Source organism: Nocardioides halotolerans DSM 19273 (assembly GCF_000422805.1).
GTDB classification, from domain to species: domain Bacteria; phylum Actinomycetota; class Actinomycetes; order Propionibacteriales; family Nocardioidaceae; genus Nocardioides; species Nocardioides halotolerans.
Window position 1 is genome coordinate 1 of record NZ_AUGT01000009.1, and the last position, 16,084, is coordinate 16,084.

13 protein-coding genes are annotated in these 16,084 nt (G+C 73.2%); 8 read left to right on the forward strand and 5 right to left on the reverse strand.

The genetic code is table 11. The annotated features are described in order from the left end of the window. Nucleotides 1-102: 102 nt before the first annotated feature. Genes G514_RS0100010 through G514_RS0100020 form a run of 3 tightly spaced genes read right to left on the reverse strand, consistent with a single transcriptional unit; the run spans nucleotide 103 to nucleotide 2,521 of the window. On the reverse strand, nucleotides 103-1,638 hold the full coding sequence (locus tag G514_RS0100010) for a molybdopterin-dependent oxidoreductase (RefSeq protein ID WP_028650093.1): 1,536 nt from the start codon (nucleotides 1,636-1,638) through the stop codon (nucleotides 103-105). Between the two features lie 34 nt (nucleotides 1,639-1,672). Beyond that, the gene (locus G514_RS0100015; RefSeq protein WP_028650094.1) at nucleotides 1,673-2,002 is read right to left on the reverse strand and encodes a TfoX/Sxy family protein; all 330 of its coding nucleotides are present in this window, start codon (nucleotides 2,000-2,002) and stop codon (nucleotides 1,673-1,675) included. Nucleotides 2,003-2,056: 54 nt separating this feature from the next. Continuing rightward, complete coding sequence (locus tag G514_RS0100020) at nucleotides 2,057-2,521, reverse strand: GNAT family N-acetyltransferase (protein ID WP_051246303.1); 465 nt, start codon at nucleotides 2,519-2,521, stop codon at nucleotides 2,057-2,059. Between the two features lie 19 nt (nucleotides 2,522-2,540). Between G514_RS0100020 and G514_RS0100025 the strand changes: the two genes are divergently transcribed. The 8 genes from G514_RS0100025 (at nucleotide 2,541) to zwf (ending at nucleotide 13,709) form a co-directional block, all read left to right on the forward strand. After that, nucleotides 2,541-3,311, forward strand: coding sequence for an enoyl-CoA hydratase-related protein (locus G514_RS0100025; RefSeq protein WP_028650096.1), 771 nt, complete (start codon nucleotides 2,541-2,543; stop codon nucleotides 3,309-3,311). A gap of 97 nt (nucleotides 3,312-3,408) precedes the next feature. After that, nucleotides 3,409-5,661 carry a HelD family protein gene (locus G514_RS0100030; RefSeq protein ID WP_051246305.1) on the forward strand — a complete coding sequence of 751 codons (2,253 nt, stop codon included), beginning with the start codon at nucleotides 3,409-3,411 and terminating at the stop codon, nucleotides 5,659-5,661. Between the two features lie 50 nt (nucleotides 5,662-5,711). Then, on the forward strand, nucleotides 5,712-6,827 hold the full coding sequence (locus G514_RS0100035; protein ID WP_157544515.1) for an SGNH/GDSL hydrolase family protein: 1,116 nt from the start codon (nucleotides 5,712-5,714) through the stop codon (nucleotides 6,825-6,827). A 150-nt stretch (nucleotides 6,828-6,977) separates the two neighbouring features. Next, on the forward strand, nucleotides 6,978-8,912 hold the full coding sequence (locus G514_RS0100040) for an anthranilate synthase family protein (protein WP_028650099.1): 1,935 nt from the start codon (nucleotides 6,978-6,980) through the stop codon (nucleotides 8,910-8,912). A 242-nt stretch (nucleotides 8,913-9,154) separates the two neighbouring features. Beyond that, a complete protein-coding gene (nagA, locus tag G514_RS0100045; protein WP_036563147.1) occupies nucleotides 9,155-10,303 on the forward strand; it encodes an N-acetylglucosamine-6-phosphate deacetylase in 1,149 nt (382 codons plus the stop codon). Nucleotides 10,304-10,307: 4 nt separating this feature from the next. After that, complete coding sequence (locus G514_RS0100050) at nucleotides 10,308-10,883, forward strand: anthranilate synthase component II (protein ID WP_028650101.1); 576 nt, start codon at nucleotides 10,308-10,310, stop codon at nucleotides 10,881-10,883. A gap of 38 nt (nucleotides 10,884-10,921) precedes the next feature. Further along, nucleotides 10,922-12,232: an anthranilate synthase component I family protein gene (locus G514_RS0100055; RefSeq protein ID WP_028650102.1), complete on the forward strand. Its 1,311-nt coding sequence runs from the start codon at nucleotides 10,922-10,924 to the stop codon at nucleotides 12,230-12,232. 13 nt (nucleotides 12,233-12,245) lie between these two features. Further along, nucleotides 12,246-13,709, forward strand: a complete 1,464-nt coding sequence (gene zwf, locus G514_RS0100060) for a glucose-6-phosphate dehydrogenase (protein WP_028650103.1) — start codon at nucleotides 12,246-12,248, stop codon at nucleotides 13,707-13,709. Nucleotides 13,710-13,790: 81 nt separating this feature from the next. Here zwf and G514_RS23890 read toward each other — a convergent pair whose 3' ends face one another. Together G514_RS23890 and G514_RS0100070 are read right to left on the reverse strand one after the other, a co-directional pair. Beyond that, nucleotides 13,791-15,221 carry a HAMP domain-containing sensor histidine kinase gene (locus G514_RS23890; RefSeq protein ID WP_051246306.1) on the reverse strand — a complete coding sequence of 477 codons (1,431 nt, stop codon included), beginning with the start codon at nucleotides 15,219-15,221 and terminating at the stop codon, nucleotides 13,791-13,793. After that, nucleotides 15,218-15,964 carry a response regulator transcription factor gene (locus G514_RS0100070; RefSeq protein ID WP_245582049.1) on the reverse strand — a complete coding sequence of 249 codons (747 nt, stop codon included), beginning with the start codon at nucleotides 15,962-15,964 and terminating at the stop codon, nucleotides 15,218-15,220. Before G514_RS0100070 ends, G514_RS23890 begins: the two co-directional genes overlap by 4 nt. Nucleotides 15,965-16,084: the final 120 nt, after the last annotated feature.

The window sequence follows — 16,084 nt, forward strand, 5'->3', positions numbered from 1 at the left end:
TGCTGCGCAACCTCCTCAACCAGCGCGGGGACTTGCTCACCGCTCATCGAGCTTGTCGAGATCTCCGCAGCCCGAGGCACCCGGTCGACCCGGCGTGGCGCGTCAGGCGACCTTCACGATGAGGTTCTGGATGCCGCTGGAGCCCTCCGGGAAGGGGTCCATGCGGGCGGAGGACTGGGTGTTGCCCTGGCCGTCGATGACGCGGCAGCTGAGGTTGTGGGAGCCGGGCTCGGCGGTCCAGGGGAGGTGCCACTGGCGCCAGTAGTCGTTGCCGGCCGACGGGCCGAGCTCGGCGTCCTGCCAGGGGCCGCCGTCGACCTGGACCTGGACCTTGGCGACGCCGCCGTGCTGCTGGGCCCAGGCGATGCCGCCGATGAAGGTGTCGCCGGCCTTGATCGTCTCGAGCACCTTGGGGGTGTCGATCCGGCTGGAGATCTTGATCGGGGCGTGGGTGGCCCAGTCGCGCTTGGTCCAGTAGGAGTCCTGCTCGGCGTACGTCGTCAGGGTGATGCGCTCGATCCACTTGCAGGCGCTGATGAAGCCGTAGAGGCCCGGCACGACCATCCGCGCCGGGTAGCCGTGCTCACGCGGGAGGGCCTCGCCGTTCATGCCGAGCGCGATCATCGCGTCGCGGCCGTCGGTGGCGAGCTCGTACGGCGTGCCGATCGTCATGCCGTCGACGTCGGTGCTGAAGATCTGGTCGACGCCCTCCTGGACCCCGACCAGGTCGAGCAGGTCGGTCAGGCGGACGCCGATCCACCGCGCGCCGCCGACGTACGGGCCGCCGACGCTGTTGGAGACGCAGGTGAGCGTGATGTCGCGCTCGACGAGCGGCAGCGCCAGCAGGTCGTCGAAGGTGAGCTCGACCTCCTGGTCGACCATCCCGTCGAGGGTGAGCGACCAGCCGTCGCGGTCGACGATCGGGACGTCGAGCCGGGTGTCGACGCGGTAGAAGTCCCCGGTCGGGACCCGCAGCGGCGTGATGCCGGGGAAGTCGGCCTCGATCCCGGCCGGGAACGCCGGCGCGGGGTCGGCAGGCCTCGGGAACGCGATGTCGGTCAGGCGGGCGCGGTAGTGCGCGATCCACCGGCCGGCGCCGCCCATCGCGGCCGCCGCCACGGCGAGCCCACCTGCCGCGAGCAGCACCCCCCGGCGACTCGCCTGGTTCGGCTGCGGTTCGGCACGCCTTCCCGCGCTCGGCACCTCGGACGAGTCGCGACGGGGGTGCGCGAGCAGCCACAGCGCGCCGACGCCGGCCGCCGCGGCGGCGAGTGAGGGGAGCACGTCACGCGGCTCGGCCGCCGGTCGGTGGAGGGCGGTGAACGCCGCCACGCCCACCAGCACCAGCTGGAGGGCGGCACCCAGCGCGAAGCGGCGACGGGCGAGCAGCCCGGCGACGGCGGCGAGCACCAGGACGCCGCCCATCACCGAGCCGATGAGCACCCGCTTGTCGTTGCTGCCGAAGTGCTCGATCGCCCACTCCTTCATCGGCGTGGGCGTCAGGTCGATGACCTGGGAGCCGACGGCCAGGACGGGGGAGGAGGCCGGGTCGAGCAGCGCGGCGACGAGATGGCCGGCCGCGACGCCGACGAGGGTCGCGAGGACCCCGAACAGGGCGTACGCGGCGCGGCTTCGCATGCTCGGTGTTCGGAGCGGGACCCCTCGCGGATGGTTACGAGGGCGGCAGGCTCGCGGCGAAGGTCGTGCCGACGGAGACCCAGCGCTGCAGGTCGGCGTCGTCGGCGACCGCCTCGGTGGCGACGCGCAGCCAGCCGTCCAGCTCCTTGCCGCGCATCTCCATCCGGCTGGCGCCGGCCTCGCCGACGAGCCGCTCGGTGTCGGCCGGGTCGCAGCGCAGCATCAGCCCGCCCTTGCCGCTCGCCGCGACCGCCAGGTGCCCGCCGACCAGGAACGCGAGCCCGCCGAACATCCGCTGCTCGGTCACCGGGACGCCCGGCAGCAGCCCGCGGATCCGCTCGGCGAGCTCCTCGTCGTAGGCCACGACCGGATCATCGCACCGGCCGCCGACAGCGGCCGGTCTCCACGACGTGCCGGCTCAGCGCAGCACGAGCGCCACGTAGGGGACCGTGGCGCCGGGCAGCGTGTAGCGCTCGACCTCGACGAAGCCCCGCGCCAGCGCGAACGCGAGCCCGTCCTCGTTGGAGGCGAGCACGACCGTCTCGACCGGTCGCTCGTCCGCCCAGGCCCGCGCCACCTCGAGGCCGCGCTCGAAGAGCCGGGTGCCGAGGCCCCGACGGCGGCACGGCGCCAGCACCCGCGCGATGACCATCGCCCCGGACTCCTCGCTCGGCCGCCGGACCGTGGAGTTGCCGACCGCGGTCGGTCCACCGTCGACGTCGGCGTACGCCACCTCGAGCCGGTGCCGCCCGGACCGCTCGCGCACCTCGTCGAGCGAGAGCGGGTCGGTCGGGATGATCTCGTTGTGGATGCGCTGCCAGTCGGCGATCGAGGCGTCGTCGGCCACCTCCACGAACCGCACGGTGTCGAACGCCGAACCCATGTGCGGCAGTCTTCACCCTGTGACTGACACCCCCGTCGACGCCCCGACCGAGCTCGTCCACCTCGACACCGACGGCGCCCTCGCCACGATCACGCTCGACAGCCCGCACAACCGCAACGCGCTCTCGCGGCAGCTGGTGACCGAGCTGTTCGCGCGGCTCGAGGCGGCCGAGGCGGACGACGCGGTCAAGGTCGTGCTGGTCCGCTCGTCGGGCCGCGTGTTCTGCTCGGGGGCCGACCTCAGCGAGGCGACGACGGTCGGCATGGAGCAGGGCGCGAAGGAGATCGTGCGGCTGCAGCGGCTGATCGCCACGATGGGCAAGCCGGTCGTCGTCGAGGTCGGCGGGCCGGTCCGGGCCGGCGGCATCGGCATCGTCGCCTCGTCCGACATCGCGATCGCCGCCGAGGACGCGACGTTCGCCCTCACCGAGGTCAAGCTCGGTCTCGCCGCCGCGATCATCTCGCTGACCGTGCACCACCGGATGGGTCCGCGGGCTGCGGCGCTGACCACGCTGGGCGGCGAGGTGTTCGGCGGCACCGAGGCGGCGGCGTACGGACTGGTCACCAAGGCCGTCCCGGCCGACGACCTCGGCGAGGAGGTACGCCGGACGTGCGCGAGCCTCGCGACCGGCGCGGTCCAGGGCCTGCGCGAGTCGAAGCGCATCCTCAACCGCGACCTCGTCGAGCGCATCGACGCCCACGGCGAGGAGATGGCCGCGCTCAGCGCACGGCTGTTCGCCTCCGAGGAGGCGAAGGCGGCGATGACCGCCTTCCTCACCCGGAAGGGCTGAGCCGTCTCCTGACCCGAATGGATCAGGCCTCCCGCCCCTCGGCGAGTTAGGCTTGGGGGCTCGTCATTTCCGTGGCGGGCGCTGGATGACCACCGGGATGGGCCGAGGGGACGACTCGTTGAACGACAAGCCGGTCGAAGACGACCTGGTTGCACGGGAGGTGGCGCACGAGCAGGCCTTCGTCGACCGGGTCTACCTCCAGCTGGAGGAGTCCGCCCGCAAGGCCCAGCAGCTGGCGCGCGAGGGCCAGAACCGCGGCAAGCTCGGGCACGAGGGCGGGCTCGTGGAGCGCGACGCGATGGTCTACCAGGCCGCGCGGCGGATCGCACAGCTCGACGCGGCCCACGAGGGGCTGGTCTTCGGGCGGCTCGACCTGCAGCACAGCGTCGACCGCCAACCGCGCTACATCGGCCGGATCGGCCTGCGTGACGAGCGCCGCGACTCCCTGCTGATCGACTGGCGCGCCCCCGCGGCGGCGGTGTTCTACCAGGCCACGGCGGCCGAGCCGCGCCAGGTCGTGCGCCGCCGGGTGCTGCGCTCGACCGGGCCGAGGGTCGTCGGGGTGGAGGACGAGCTGCTCGACGCGGAGGCGCTCGCCGAGCTCGAGGCCGACGGCGTCGAGCTGCCGATCGTCGGCGAGGGCGCGCTGATGGCGCAGCTCTCCCGCGCCCGCGACCGCACGATGCACTCGATCGTGGCGACCATCCAGGCCGAGCAGGACCTCGCGATCCGCGCCCCGAGCCGCGGCGTCGTCTCGATCAGCGGCGGCCCCGGCACCGGCAAGACCGTGGTGGCGCTGCACCGCGTCGCCTACCTGCTCTACACCGACCGGCGGCGCTACGAGACCGGCGGCGTCCTGGTCGTCGGCCCGAGCGGCGTCTTCATGCGCTACATCGAGCGGGTGCTCCCGAGCCTCGGCGAGGCCGCGGTCGCTCTCCGCTCGCTCGGCGAGGTCGTCGACGGCCTGCGCGCGACCCGGCACGACGAGCCCGCAGTCGCCGACATCAAGGGCTCGGCCCGGATGGCGACGCTGCTCCGCCGGGCCGCGCGGCTCCAGGCGCCGGGCAGCCCCGACCACTTCCGCACGTTCTGGCGCGACGACGTGCTCACGCTGGAGCGCGGCCAGCTCGGCCGGATCCGTCGCCAGCTGATGTCGCAGGGCCGCCGCAACCGGCAGCTCCCGCGCGTGGCCGGCGCGCTGCTCGACGCCCTGTGGAGCCAGGTCCGCGGCGAGCGCGGCCTCGACCGCGGGCGCGAGGCGTTCGACGACGACCTGCTCGGTGACGACGCCTTCCTCGACTTCGTCGTGCAGTGGTGGCCGCCGCTCGACGCCCGCACCGTGCTCGGCTGGCTGCGCGAGCCCGAGCTGCTCGCCCAGGTGTCCGACGGGCTGCTCAGCCACGAGGAGCAGCGGCTCCTGACCAAGTCGTGGGGCGCCAGCGGCAGCGACGAGGACATCGCGCTCTCGGTCGAGGACGTGCCGCTGGTCGACGAGCTGCGCTACGCGCTGGGCGACGTGCCCCAGCGCACCGACGACGAGCGCGACCTCGACGAGACCTCCCTGCTCGAGGGCGGCCTCGACGTGCAGGAGCTGATGACGGCCTCCGAGCGCGAGTACGCCCCGTCCGGCCGCGCCTGGACGCCGCCCACCCACCGGCTCGAGGACGACCCGTTCTCCCACGTCCTGGTCGACGAGGCGCAGGACCTCACGCCCATGCAGTGGCGGATGGTCGGCCGCCGCGGCAAGACCGCCTCGTGGACGATCGTCGGCGACCCCGCGCAGTCGTCGTGGCCCGACCCGGCCGAGTCGGCCGAGGCGCGGGCGACCGCACTGGAGGGCAAGGAGCGGCACGAGTTCCACCTCTCGACCAACTACCGCAACTCCTCCGAGATCTACGAGTACGCCGCGGCGTACGCCCGCCGGGTCGGGCTCGACGCCGACCTGCCCACCGCCGTCCGCTCGACGGGTGTCGAGCCGCAGGAGGTCACCGGCGTCACCGACCTCGAGGCCGCCACGCGCGAGGCCGTGGTCGACGTCGCCGGCCGCGTCGCCGGCACCGTCGGGGTCGTGGTGCCCGTCGCGCGCCGTTCCGAGGTCAACGCCTGGCTCGCGTCGTGGCCCGAGCTGGCCGCCGACGCACCCAACGCCCGCGCCGCGATCGACTCCTCGGTGACGCCCTCGGGCGACGACCGGGCCGTCGTGCTGACCGGCCTCGACACCAAGGGCCTGGAGTTCGACGCGATCGTCGTGGTCCGGCCCGAGGAGATCGAGGCGGAGTCGGTCACCGGCCGCGCCACGCTCTACGTCGTGCTCACCCGCGCGACCCAGCTCCTGACCACGATCTCCTGACCCGCTCGCGTTTTCTGGTGGTCCGGTCGCCCGTGGCACAGTTCTGCTCCGTGCGCCGCGCCCTCGCCGTCCTCCTCGCCGTGCTCGCCACGGTCGCCGCGCTGTCGGTGGTGTCCGGGCAGCCCGCGGACGCCGCGCCGTCGGTCGACCACCGGCTCGGCCAGGGGCAGTGCGCGCTCACCGGCCGGGTGTGGATCCCCGGCCGCGGCTGCGCCCGTCACCACTGCGTCAAGGGCGCGACCATGTTCAAGGAGGGCCACGACGCCGAGCTCTGCCAGCTCCAGGGCCGCAAGGGCGCGGAGTTCGCCCGGCCGATCAGCTCACGCCGCTGCGCCGAGCTCGGGCGGATCTGGATCGGCGAGATCAACTCCTGCGCCTCCAACCCCAACCGGGCGCGGTTCGTCGTGACCAACGCGCCCCAGTGCCGCGGCGCCGGCCAGGTCTACGTCAACCACGGCGAGGTCGAGGGCCGCTACGACGAGTGCGTCAGCCCCGGTCGTTTCGACAAGCTGCGCCGGATCGCGCAGCGCAGCCACCAGTCGCTCAACCAGACGGCACTGGACCGCAACCGGTTCAACTGCTCCTACCGCGGCGGCTGGGTCATGCGGGGCGGGCTGTGCGTGAAGCGCGAGGGACCGGTGCCGGCCTCGCAGCAGGGCGGGTTCTACATGGTCGGCGACTCGGTGAGCTGGCGCGCCGACAACGAGCTCGCGCAGCGCCAGGGCGGCTGGATCCTCGACCTGCGCCCCGGACGCCGGCTCGACGAGCTTCCTGGCCGGCTGGCGTGGTTCCGCGCCGACCACGGCGAGCCCGACCAGGTGATCGTGCAGCTCGGCACCAACCGCCGCAAGGGTTTCAACCAGGGCGACTTCCGCGACACGATGGCGTCGCTCCCGGCGACCACGCCGGTGCTCTTCCTGCTGCCCTACCGCAAGCCGAACGGCGACAACGCCGGCCCGGTCGCCGCCACCAAGAAGTACGCCCGCTGGATGCGAGAGCTGGCCGCCGACCGGCCGCTCACCTGCCTCTCCGACTGGCCGAAGATCGCCTCCTCGCACCTCTCCAACCTCGTCGACGGCGAGCACCCCGATGCCACCCACGAGGGCTGGTACGCGCGCTACGTCGTCCGCGCCTGGGGCGACTGCGCGCGGCACCTCGGGCTGTAGCGCGGGCGCACTTTCGGCGCCTTTGCGCCGATTTGGTCTTGTTTCACGCGTGAACCGAGCAGATCCGGCGCGATTGCGCTGGTTCTGAACACGCGAGACGGCTCGTGGGCACCGGGCGGTCGGTCGCCGAGGCGCCCTTAGGCTTCGCACATGACCGCCACGACCGATGCCCGGGCCGCGATCGACGCGCTCCAGGGGCACGAGGCGTGGGCGATCATCCGGAGGTCGACGCGGGCGGGTGACCGCGACACCGTGGGGCTGGTCGGCGGGAGGCGCCGCGTGGTCGAGTCGCTGCTCGACGTACCCCTGGAGACCGGCAGCCCCGCCGAGGGACACATCGCCGACCGGCTGCTCGCGGTGCCGTTCCGGCAGGTCCGCGAGCGCGGGTTCGAGGCGCACGACGACGGCACGCCGCTGGTGGTGGTCGACGTCGAGACGGAGCTGGAGTTCTCGGTCGAGGAGGTCGTCGCCGCGATCGACGACACCGGGGTGGAGTTCGCCGACCGCGGCGGGTTCGACACGGACGACGAGGAGTACGCCAAGCTCGTCCACGCGATCATCGAGGACGAGATCGGGCAGGGCGAGGGCGCCAACCTCGTCATCGGGCGCCACTACCGCGCGACCGTCGCCGACTGGGGTGCCGACAAGGCACTGACCGTCCTCAGGCGGCTGCTCGAGCGCGAGCGCGGCGCCTACTGGACCTTCCTGTTCTTCACCGGCGACCGCTACCTCGTCGGGGCCAGCCCCGAGCGGCACGTGTCGATCCACAACGGCGACGTGCGGATGAACCCCATCAGCGGCACCTTCCGGCTCCCCAAGGCCGGCGAGGAGGTCGGCGACCTCGGCGGCCGGCTGCTGGAGTTCCTCCACGACGAGAAGGAGATCTACGAGCTCTTCATGGTCGTCGACGAGGAGCTCAAGATGATGTGCGACATCTGCCACGAGGGTGGTCAGGTGCTCGGCCCGTTCCTCAAGCCGATGAGCCGGCTGATCCACACCGAGTACCTCCTCGCCGGCCGCACCGACCGCGACCCGCGCGAGGTGCTCCGCGACACGATGTACGCCGCCACGGTCACCGGGTCGCCGGTCGAGAACGCCTGCCGGCTGATCAAGCAGTACGAGACGGAGGGCCGCGGCTACTACGGCGCCGCGCTGGCCGTGCTCGGCCGGGACGCGCAGGGCGGCCCGGTCGTCGACAGCCCGATCGTGATCCGGACGGCGGACGTCGACCTCGAGGGGCGGCTGACCGTGACGGCCGGGGCCACGCTCGTGCGCGACTCCGACGCCGCCCACGAGGTCGCCGAGACGCACGCGAAGGCAGGCGGCATCCTCAGCGCGTTCGGGCTGGTGCCGCCCGCGCCGCCGACGACGGCCAACGTGACCGAGCTGGTCAACGACGAGGACGTCCTGCTCACCCTCAACCAGCGCAACCGGCGGCTGTCGTCGTTCTGGCTGACCGACCAGGCGGGCGCGACCCCCGACCCACGCCTGCGCGGCAAGAGCGTCGTCGTGCTCGACGGCGAGGACGCCTTCGTCAACATGCTGCGGCACGTGCTCGGCGTGCTCGGCCTGACCAGCACCGTCGTGCGCTACGACGAGTACGTCGAGGGCTGCCTCGACGGCTACGACCTCGTCATCGTCGGCCCCGGGCCGGGCGACCCGCGCGACGACACCGACCCCAAGATGCTCACGCTGCGGGCGGCGACCGCGGCGCTGCTGGCCGCCGAGCGGCCGTTCTTCGCGGTCTGTCTGGGCCACCAGGCGCTCTGCCACGAGCTCGGGATCCCGCTGGCCTACAAGGACATCGTGTTCCAGGGCACGCAGTCAGCGGTGGAGATCGACGGGCGCACGGAGCGTGTCGGCTTCTACAACACCTTCGTCGGGCGCCTGGGGCCGGACACCGTGCTGCCCCCCGGCGTTCGCGTCGAGGCCGACCCCGACACGGGCGACCTGCACGCGGTCCACGGGCCGCACTACCGCGGCATCCAGTTCCACGCGGAGTCGATCCTCACCGAGCACGGCTACGACCTCCTGCACCGGCTGATGTCCGACCTGCTCCTCGACGGGCTTCACCCGAACGGGTGAGGCCCGCCAGCCCGGCCTGACGCTTTTCGAGACGGTCCGCCGGTTTTGGCTGCGCAACCCCGTGAAGTTTGGTCGAATGGGTCCGGGCCCGATGGCGACTGCCCCCCAGCGCCATCGGGCCCGCTCATGCCGTCTCGACCTCGTAGAGCACCTCGCCGGCCTCGTGGATGGTGGATCCACACGACGCCGGGTCGCGAGGACCGAGGGGGAGGCGGGCGACAGCAGTGCCCGATACTCCCTCCATGACGCAGTCGAGCCCACTGCCCCTCGGGGCTCGGGTGCTCACGGCCGGCGCCCTGGCGCTGCCCACCGGCATCGTGGTCGACGGGTGGGTCGTCATCGACGGCGAGCGGGTGCTCGCTGCCGGTGGCGGCACCCCGCCCGAGCGCCCCTCGTGGTCGGTGCCCGGCCTCGTGGTCCCCGGCTTCGTCGACGTGCACGTGCACGGCGGAGGCGGGGCATCGTTCGACGGCGGCGTGCGCAGCGACGTCGAGCGCGTCGTGCGCACCCACCTCGAGCACGGCACCACCACGATGGTGGCAAGCCTCGTCACCGCCTCGGTCGACGCGCTCGCCGCGTCGTGCGCCGGTCTCGCGGCGCTGGCCGAGGAGGGGGTCGTCGCGGGGATCCACCTCGAGGGGCCGTGGCTGAGCCCGCGCCGGGCCGGGGCGCACGAGCCGTCCCTGCTGCTGCCGCCGACCCTCGAGGCGGTCGACCGGCTGGTCGAGGCGTCGCGCGGCCACCTGCGGATGGTTACCCTGGCGCCCGAGCTGCCGGGCGCGCTGGTCGCGATCCCCGAGCTCGTGGCGGCGGGGGTCGTGGTCGCGATCGGCCACACCGACGCGACCTACGACGAGACGCGCGCCGCCCTCCACGCGGGCGCCACGGCGGGCACGCACCTGTTCAACGCCATGCCGCCCCTGCACCACCGCGAGCCCGGGCCGGTGACCGCGCTCCTCGAGTCGTCGGCGTACGTCGAGCTGGTCGCCGACGGCGTCCACGTGCACCCCTCGGTGCTCGCGCTCGCGTGGCGCGACGGCCGGACCGCGCTGGTCACCGACGCGATGGCCGCGGCCGGGGCGGCCGACGGCGACTACCGGCTCGGCTCGCTCACCGTCGAGGTGCGCGACGGCGTGGCCCGGCTGCCCACGACGGGTGCGATCGCGGCGTCGACCGCGACGCTGGCCTCGTCGCTGACCTACGCCGTGTCGGTGGCCGGCATCCCCCTGCCCGACGCGCTCGCGGCGATCACGTCCACCCCGGCCGCGATGCTCGGGCTCACCGACGTCGGGGTGATCGCGCCCGGCGCGTACGCCGACCTCGTCGAGCTGTCCGACGACCTCGAGGTCGACCGCGTGATGCGCCGCGGCGCCTGGGTGCCCCTATCGTGACGACGTGAGTCCCCCGGACGTCGTGGTGGTGGACCACCACGACTCCTACACGTGGAACCTCGTCCACCTCGTCGCGTCGGTCACCGGCGTGCTGCCGACCGTCGTCCAGCACGACGAGGTGACGCCGGAGGAGGTGCTCCGGCACTCGCACGTGGTGCTGTCGCCCGGGCCGGGCACGCCCGCGGTGGCCGCCGACTTCGCGGTCGGCCGCGAGGTGCTGCTCGACGGCCGCCGGCCGGTGCTCGGCGTCTGCCTCGGCATGCAGGGGCTGGTGACGGCGTACGGCGGCACGGTCGACCGGATCGCGCCCGCGCACGGCGTCGTCGAGCGGATCCGGCACGACGGTGAGGGGGTCTTCGGCGGGCTGCCGCAGCTGTTCGCGGCGGTGCGCTACCACTCGCTCGCCGCGCTGTCGCTGCCCGACGAGCTCGTGGTGTCGGCGTCCGACGCCGGCGGCGACGTGGTGATGGGCGTGCGGCACGTGGCGCTGCCGCAGGAGGGCGTGCAGTTCCACCCCGAGTCGATCCTGTCCGAGCACGGCGCCGAGCTGGTGGCGAACTTCCTGGCCGGGCCGTCGTGAGCGGGCCGTCGTGAGCGGGCCGTCGTGAGCGGGCCGTCGTGAGCGAGGGCAACGCGGTCCGCGCCTTCCGCGAGGCGGCCGCCGCGCACCAGCGCTGCTTCTGGCTCGACGGCGGCGGCGCCCGGGAGTGGTCGGGCCACCGCTCGCTGATCGGCATCCTCGAGCCCGACGACGTCTCGCTGACCTACTCCGCCGCCCGGCGCGAGGTCACCCGACACGTCGACGGGGAGTCGGAGGTGGTCGGGTCCGACGTGTTCGCGGTGCTGGAGGACGAGCTGGCCGCCGGCTCGCACCGCGACCAGTGGTTCGGCTACCTCGGCTACGCGTGCCGGCCGGACCTGCCGGCGCTCGTCGACGGCGGCGGCGTACCGGACGCCGTGTGGATGCGGCCGAGCCACGTCCGCCTCTTCGAGCACGCACTGCCCGCACGGAACTCCCGCTTCCCGGCTGGAGCTCCACACGGTCAGGGCCAGTTTCACCGGGTACCCGGTGAAACCGCCCCCGCCGGATACGCCGAGGCGTTCGCCCAGGTCCAGGAGGCACTGCACGCCGGCAACAGCTACGAGGTCAACCTGACCTACCGGCGCGAGACCGTCAGCGACCTCGACCCCGTGGCTGCCTACCTCCGCCTGCGCATGCTCAACCCCGCGCCGTACGCCGGTTTCCTCCAGCACGACGTCGGGCCGGTCGGCGGGGGCGCACGCGGGTGGCTGCTCAGCTCGTCGCCGGAGCGGTACGCGCTCGTCACCAGGGACGAGGACGGCGACCGCACGATCGAGACGAAGCCGATCAAGGGCACCACGCCCCGCGGGGCGACGCCCGAGGAGGACGAGGAGCTGCGGCGCGCGCTCGCGACCGAGCCGCGCTTCCGTGCGGAGAACCTGATGATCACCGACCTGCTCCGCAACGACCTCGCGATGGTCTGCGAGGTCGGCAGCGTCGAGGTGCCGGCGCTGCTCAAGGTCGAGTCCTACCCGACCGTGCACCAGCTCGTCTCGACGGTCCGCGGCCGGCTGCGCGACGACGTCACGACGGTCGGCGCGCTGCGGGCGCTGTTCCCGGCCGGGTCGATGACCGGCGCGCCCAAGCTGCGCACGATGGAGGTCATCGCCGAGGTCGAGGAGACCGCGCGTGGCGCGTACGCCGGCGCCTTCGGCTGGCTCGCCGCCGACGGCCGCGCCGACCTCGGCGTGGTCATCCGGACCCTCACGACCATCGGCGACGGGACCTACCGGCTCGGCACCGGCGGCGGGATCACGGTGCACTCCGACATCGAGAGCGAGTACGCCGAGTCGCTGGTCAAGGCCGAGCGGCTGCTCACCGCACTGTCGACGCTCGGGTCGCCGTAATACCGTTGCTGGCGTGGCAGTCAATGCGGACGGCGTCCGCGCGCCCTACGTCATCGTGCTCTTCGGCGCGACCGGCGACCTGTCGCGTCGCAAGCTGCTCCCCGGGCTGCTGCGCCTCACCCAGGCCGGCCTGCTGCCCGAGGCACGCATCGTCGGCACCTCGCTCGAGGAGATGGACACCGAGGAGTTCGTCCGCCGCGCCCACGACGCGTGCCAGGAGTTCGGCCGCTGCGACATGTCCTCCGAGGCGTGGCAGCGGTTCGCCTCCGTCCTCAGCTACGTCTCCCAGAGCAAGGGGCCCGAGGAGCTCGCCGAGGCCGTGCACAAGGCCGAGGCCGACCTGGGCGCCGACGGCGACGTCCGCTTCCTGCACTACCTGTCGGTGCCGCCCAAGGCCGCGCTCAGCGTGATCCACCAGCTCGACGAGGCGGGTCTCGTCGACCGCTCACGGGTGGTGATGGAGAAGCCGTTCGGAACCGACCTCGAGTCCGCGGTCGCGCTCAACCGCGAGCTGCACCAGGTCTTCGACGAGGAGCAGATCTTCCGGATCGACCACTTCCTGGGCAAGGAGGCGGCGCAGAACATCCTCGCCTTCCGGTTCGCCAACGGTCTCTTCGAGCCGATCTGGAACCGCAACTTCATCCAGCACGTGCAGATCGACGTGCCGGAGACGCTCGGGCTGGAGGGCCGTACGTCGTTCTACGAGACCACCGGCGCCTACCGCGACATGGTCGTCACCCACCTGATGCAGGTGCTCGCGTTCATGGCGATGGAGCCGCCGACGTCGCTGGCGCCCGGTCCGATCAGCGACGAGAAGCTCAAGGTCTTCCGCTCGATGAAGCCGATCGAGCCGCACGACGTGGTCCGTGGCCAGTACAGCGGCTACCGCGGCAAGGAGGAGGTCGCGGAGTACTCCGACACCGAGACCTTCATCGCGCTGCGCATCGAGATCGACAACTGGCGGTGGGCGGGCGTGCCGTTCTTCCTGCGCACCGGCAAGAAGCTCGCCGAGGGCGCGCGGATCATCTCGATCGCGTTCAAGGAGCCGCCGCTCTCGATGTTCCCGGCCGGGTCGAACGCCGGCATGCAGGGGCCCGACCACCTGACCTTCGACCTCGCCGACCAGTCCCGGATGTCGCTGTCGTTCTACGGCAAGAGGCCAGGCCCCGGGATGCAGCTCGAGAAGCTCTCCATGCAGTTCGCCACCCACGAGACGGCCTCGGCGACCGGCGTCCTCGAGGCCTACGAGCGGCTCATCCTCGACGCGATGCGCGGCGACCACACGCTGTTCACCACCGCCGACGGCATCGAGACGCTGTGGGAGAAGTCGATCCCGCTGCTCCAGAGCCCGCCGCCGGTGCGCGCCTACGCGCCCGGGTCGTGGGGACCCAACGCCATCCACCAGCTCGTCGCACCCCACGCCTGGCGGCTGCCGTTCGAGCGGTCGTGGCGCGACCCCAACTCCGTCGGTCAGTAGTCGCTCGGGCTCTCCGGGGCGCGCCCGAGCCCTGACGGTGCGGGGTTGCCGGCTGACCGCTGGGGTGGTGGCGCGCTGCCCTCAGACGATCAGGGTCTCCGAGCTCCGCGCGATCGCAGGCGGCGCGGCGGGCTTCGGCGAGGAGGCGCCGGGGAGGCGGAAGGTCATGCGGGTGCCGCCCGAGGGCGAGCGGCCGGCCTCGACGTTGCCGGCGTGGCGCTCGGCGACCTGCGCGACGATCGAGAGGCCGAGGCCCGACCCGGGCAGCGAGCGCGAGTCGGTGGAGCGGTAGAAGCGCTCGAAGACGTGCGGCAGGTCGTCGTCCGCGATGCCGGGGCCCTCGTCGTCCACGACCACCGCGCCGTTGTGAAGCGCGACCTGGACGGTGCCGCCGGGCGGGCTCCACTTGGCGGCGTTGTCGAGCAGGTTGGTCAGCGCCCGCTCGAGGGCCGCGGAGTCTCCCTCGACGTACCACGGGTCCGCAGCCACTTCGAACGACAGCGACGGCGCCCGGCGCCGGACCCGCGCGACGGCGTGGTCGAGGACCTCGTGCACCTCGACGGTGGCGATGACCTGGGGTGCGGGCTCGTCGCGGGCGAGCTCGACGAGGTCGCCGACCAGCGTCGACAGCTCCTCCAGCTGCGCGCGGACGTCGGCGAGCAGCTCCGACCGCGCCTGGTCGGGCAGCGACGCGCCCGCCTGGGTGAGCAGGTCGATGTTCGTGGTCAGCGAGGTGAGGGGCGTGCGCAGCTCGTGCCCGGCGTCGGCGACCAGGCGGCGCTGGCGGTCGCGCGAGGCGGCCAGCGAGGCGAGCATCTGGTTGAACGCCGAGGCGAGCCGCGCGACCTCGTCGTCGCCCTCGACCTGGATCGGGGCGAGTCGCTCGGTGCGCGCGATGTCCTCCGCGGCCGCGGTGAGGCGGCGCACGGGGCGCAGGCCGTTGCGCGCGACGCCCCAGCCGGCCACGCCCGCGGCGATGATGCCGGCGATGCCGAAGAGCAGGGTCACCAGGCCGAGCTTGGTGAGCAGGTGCTGCTGCGGCTCGAGCGACTGCGCCAGGACCAGCGCCTCGCCCTGGCGCTCGCTCGGGACGGTGACCACGCGGTAGTCGACGCCGCCCGCCCGGATCGTCCGCAGGCTCTGGTCGGCGTCGCCGGACGCGACCGCGAACTCGGCCGGGCCGAGCCGGATGACGGCCTGGCGGTCGAGGAACCGGACCCGGCCGTCGGGGTAGACGAAGCCGATCCGGACGTCCGAGGCGCCGAGCACCGCAGCCGGCACGGTGTAGTCGTCGGTGACCTGCGCGATCTGGCCGGAGGCGGCGTTGGCCCGGTCGACGAGCGTGTCGTCGAGCGAGGACTGCAGCTGGTTGCGGACGGTGATGAACGCGCCGAGCGCGACGATCGTCACCGCCAGGCCGACGGCCATGGTCGTGAGCAGGGTGACCCGGCTGGCCAGGGACCGGCGGTAGTGCCAGCGACCCTCGCCGGGGTGGGGCGGGGTCGGGATCACGTTTCCTTCAGCACGTAGCCGACGCCGCGCACGGTGTGGATCAGCCGCGGCTCGCCCTCGGCCTCGGTCTTGCGCCGCAGGTAGCCGACGTAGACCTCGAGCGAGTTCGCGGTCGTCGGGAAGTCGTAGCCCCAGACCTCCTCGAGGATGAAGCTGCGCTCGAGCACCCGCCGCGGCCGGCGCAGGAACATCTCGAGGAGCGTGAACTCGGTGCGGGTCAGCTCGATCGGACGGGCACCGCGGCGGACCTCGCGCGTGGCGAGGTCCATCGAGAGGTCGGCGAAGGTGAGGACCTCCTCCTCCTCGCCCGCGGGCGCCGTCGCCCGCCGCAGCAGCGCGCGCAGCCTCGCGAGCAGCTCCTGCAGCGCGAACGGCTTGGTGAGGTAGTCGTCGGCGCCGGCGTCGAGGCCCTCGACCCGGTCACCCACGGCGTCGCGCGCGGTGAGCACCAGGATCGGCACGTCGTTGCCGGCGGCCCGCAGCGCCCGCGTGGTCTCGATGCCGTCGAGCCGGGGCATCATCACGTCCATCACCACGACGTCGGGAGCGGCGGCGACGCCCGCGGCGCTCAGCCCGGCCAGCGCCTCGGCGCCGTCGGAGGCGACCGACACGTCGTACCCGTTGAACTCCAGCGAACGGCGCAGCGACTCGCGCACGGCCTTGTCGTCGTCGACGACCAGGACGCGCTGCCTGACGCCTCCGGCGGGGCCGCCGGTGCCGCCACCTGCCACAGGGCTGCTCACGGTCTCACTGTGCCAGTCGCGCCTGAACCGGTGCTGAGAGCACGCAGGTCGCGCCGCGTGTCCGCGCCGGACGGCCGGGATCAGCGCTCTGGACCAGCCGGGGCTCGGGAGGCGCTGGGC

Excerpts from the sequence above, each read along its gene's own strand:
- G514_RS0100010 (WP_028650093.1), bottom strand. The coding sequence starts at position 1,638 with ATGCGAAGCCGCGCCGCGTACGCCCTGTTCGGGGTCCTCGCGACCCTC.
- G514_RS0100020 (WP_051246303.1), bottom strand. The coding sequence starts at position 2,521 with ATGGGTTCGGCGTTCGACACCGTGCGGTTCGTGGAGGTGGCCGACGAC.
- G514_RS0100030 (WP_051246305.1), top strand. The coding sequence starts at position 3,409 with ATGGGCCGAGGGGACGACTCGTTGAACGACAAGCCGGTCGAAGACGAC.
- G514_RS0100040 (WP_028650099.1), top strand. The coding sequence starts at position 6,978 with ATGACCGCCACGACCGATGCCCGGGCCGCGATCGACGCGCTCCAGGGG.
- nagA (WP_036563147.1), top strand. The coding sequence starts at position 9,155 with ATGACGCAGTCGAGCCCACTGCCCCTCGGGGCTCGGGTGCTCACGGCC.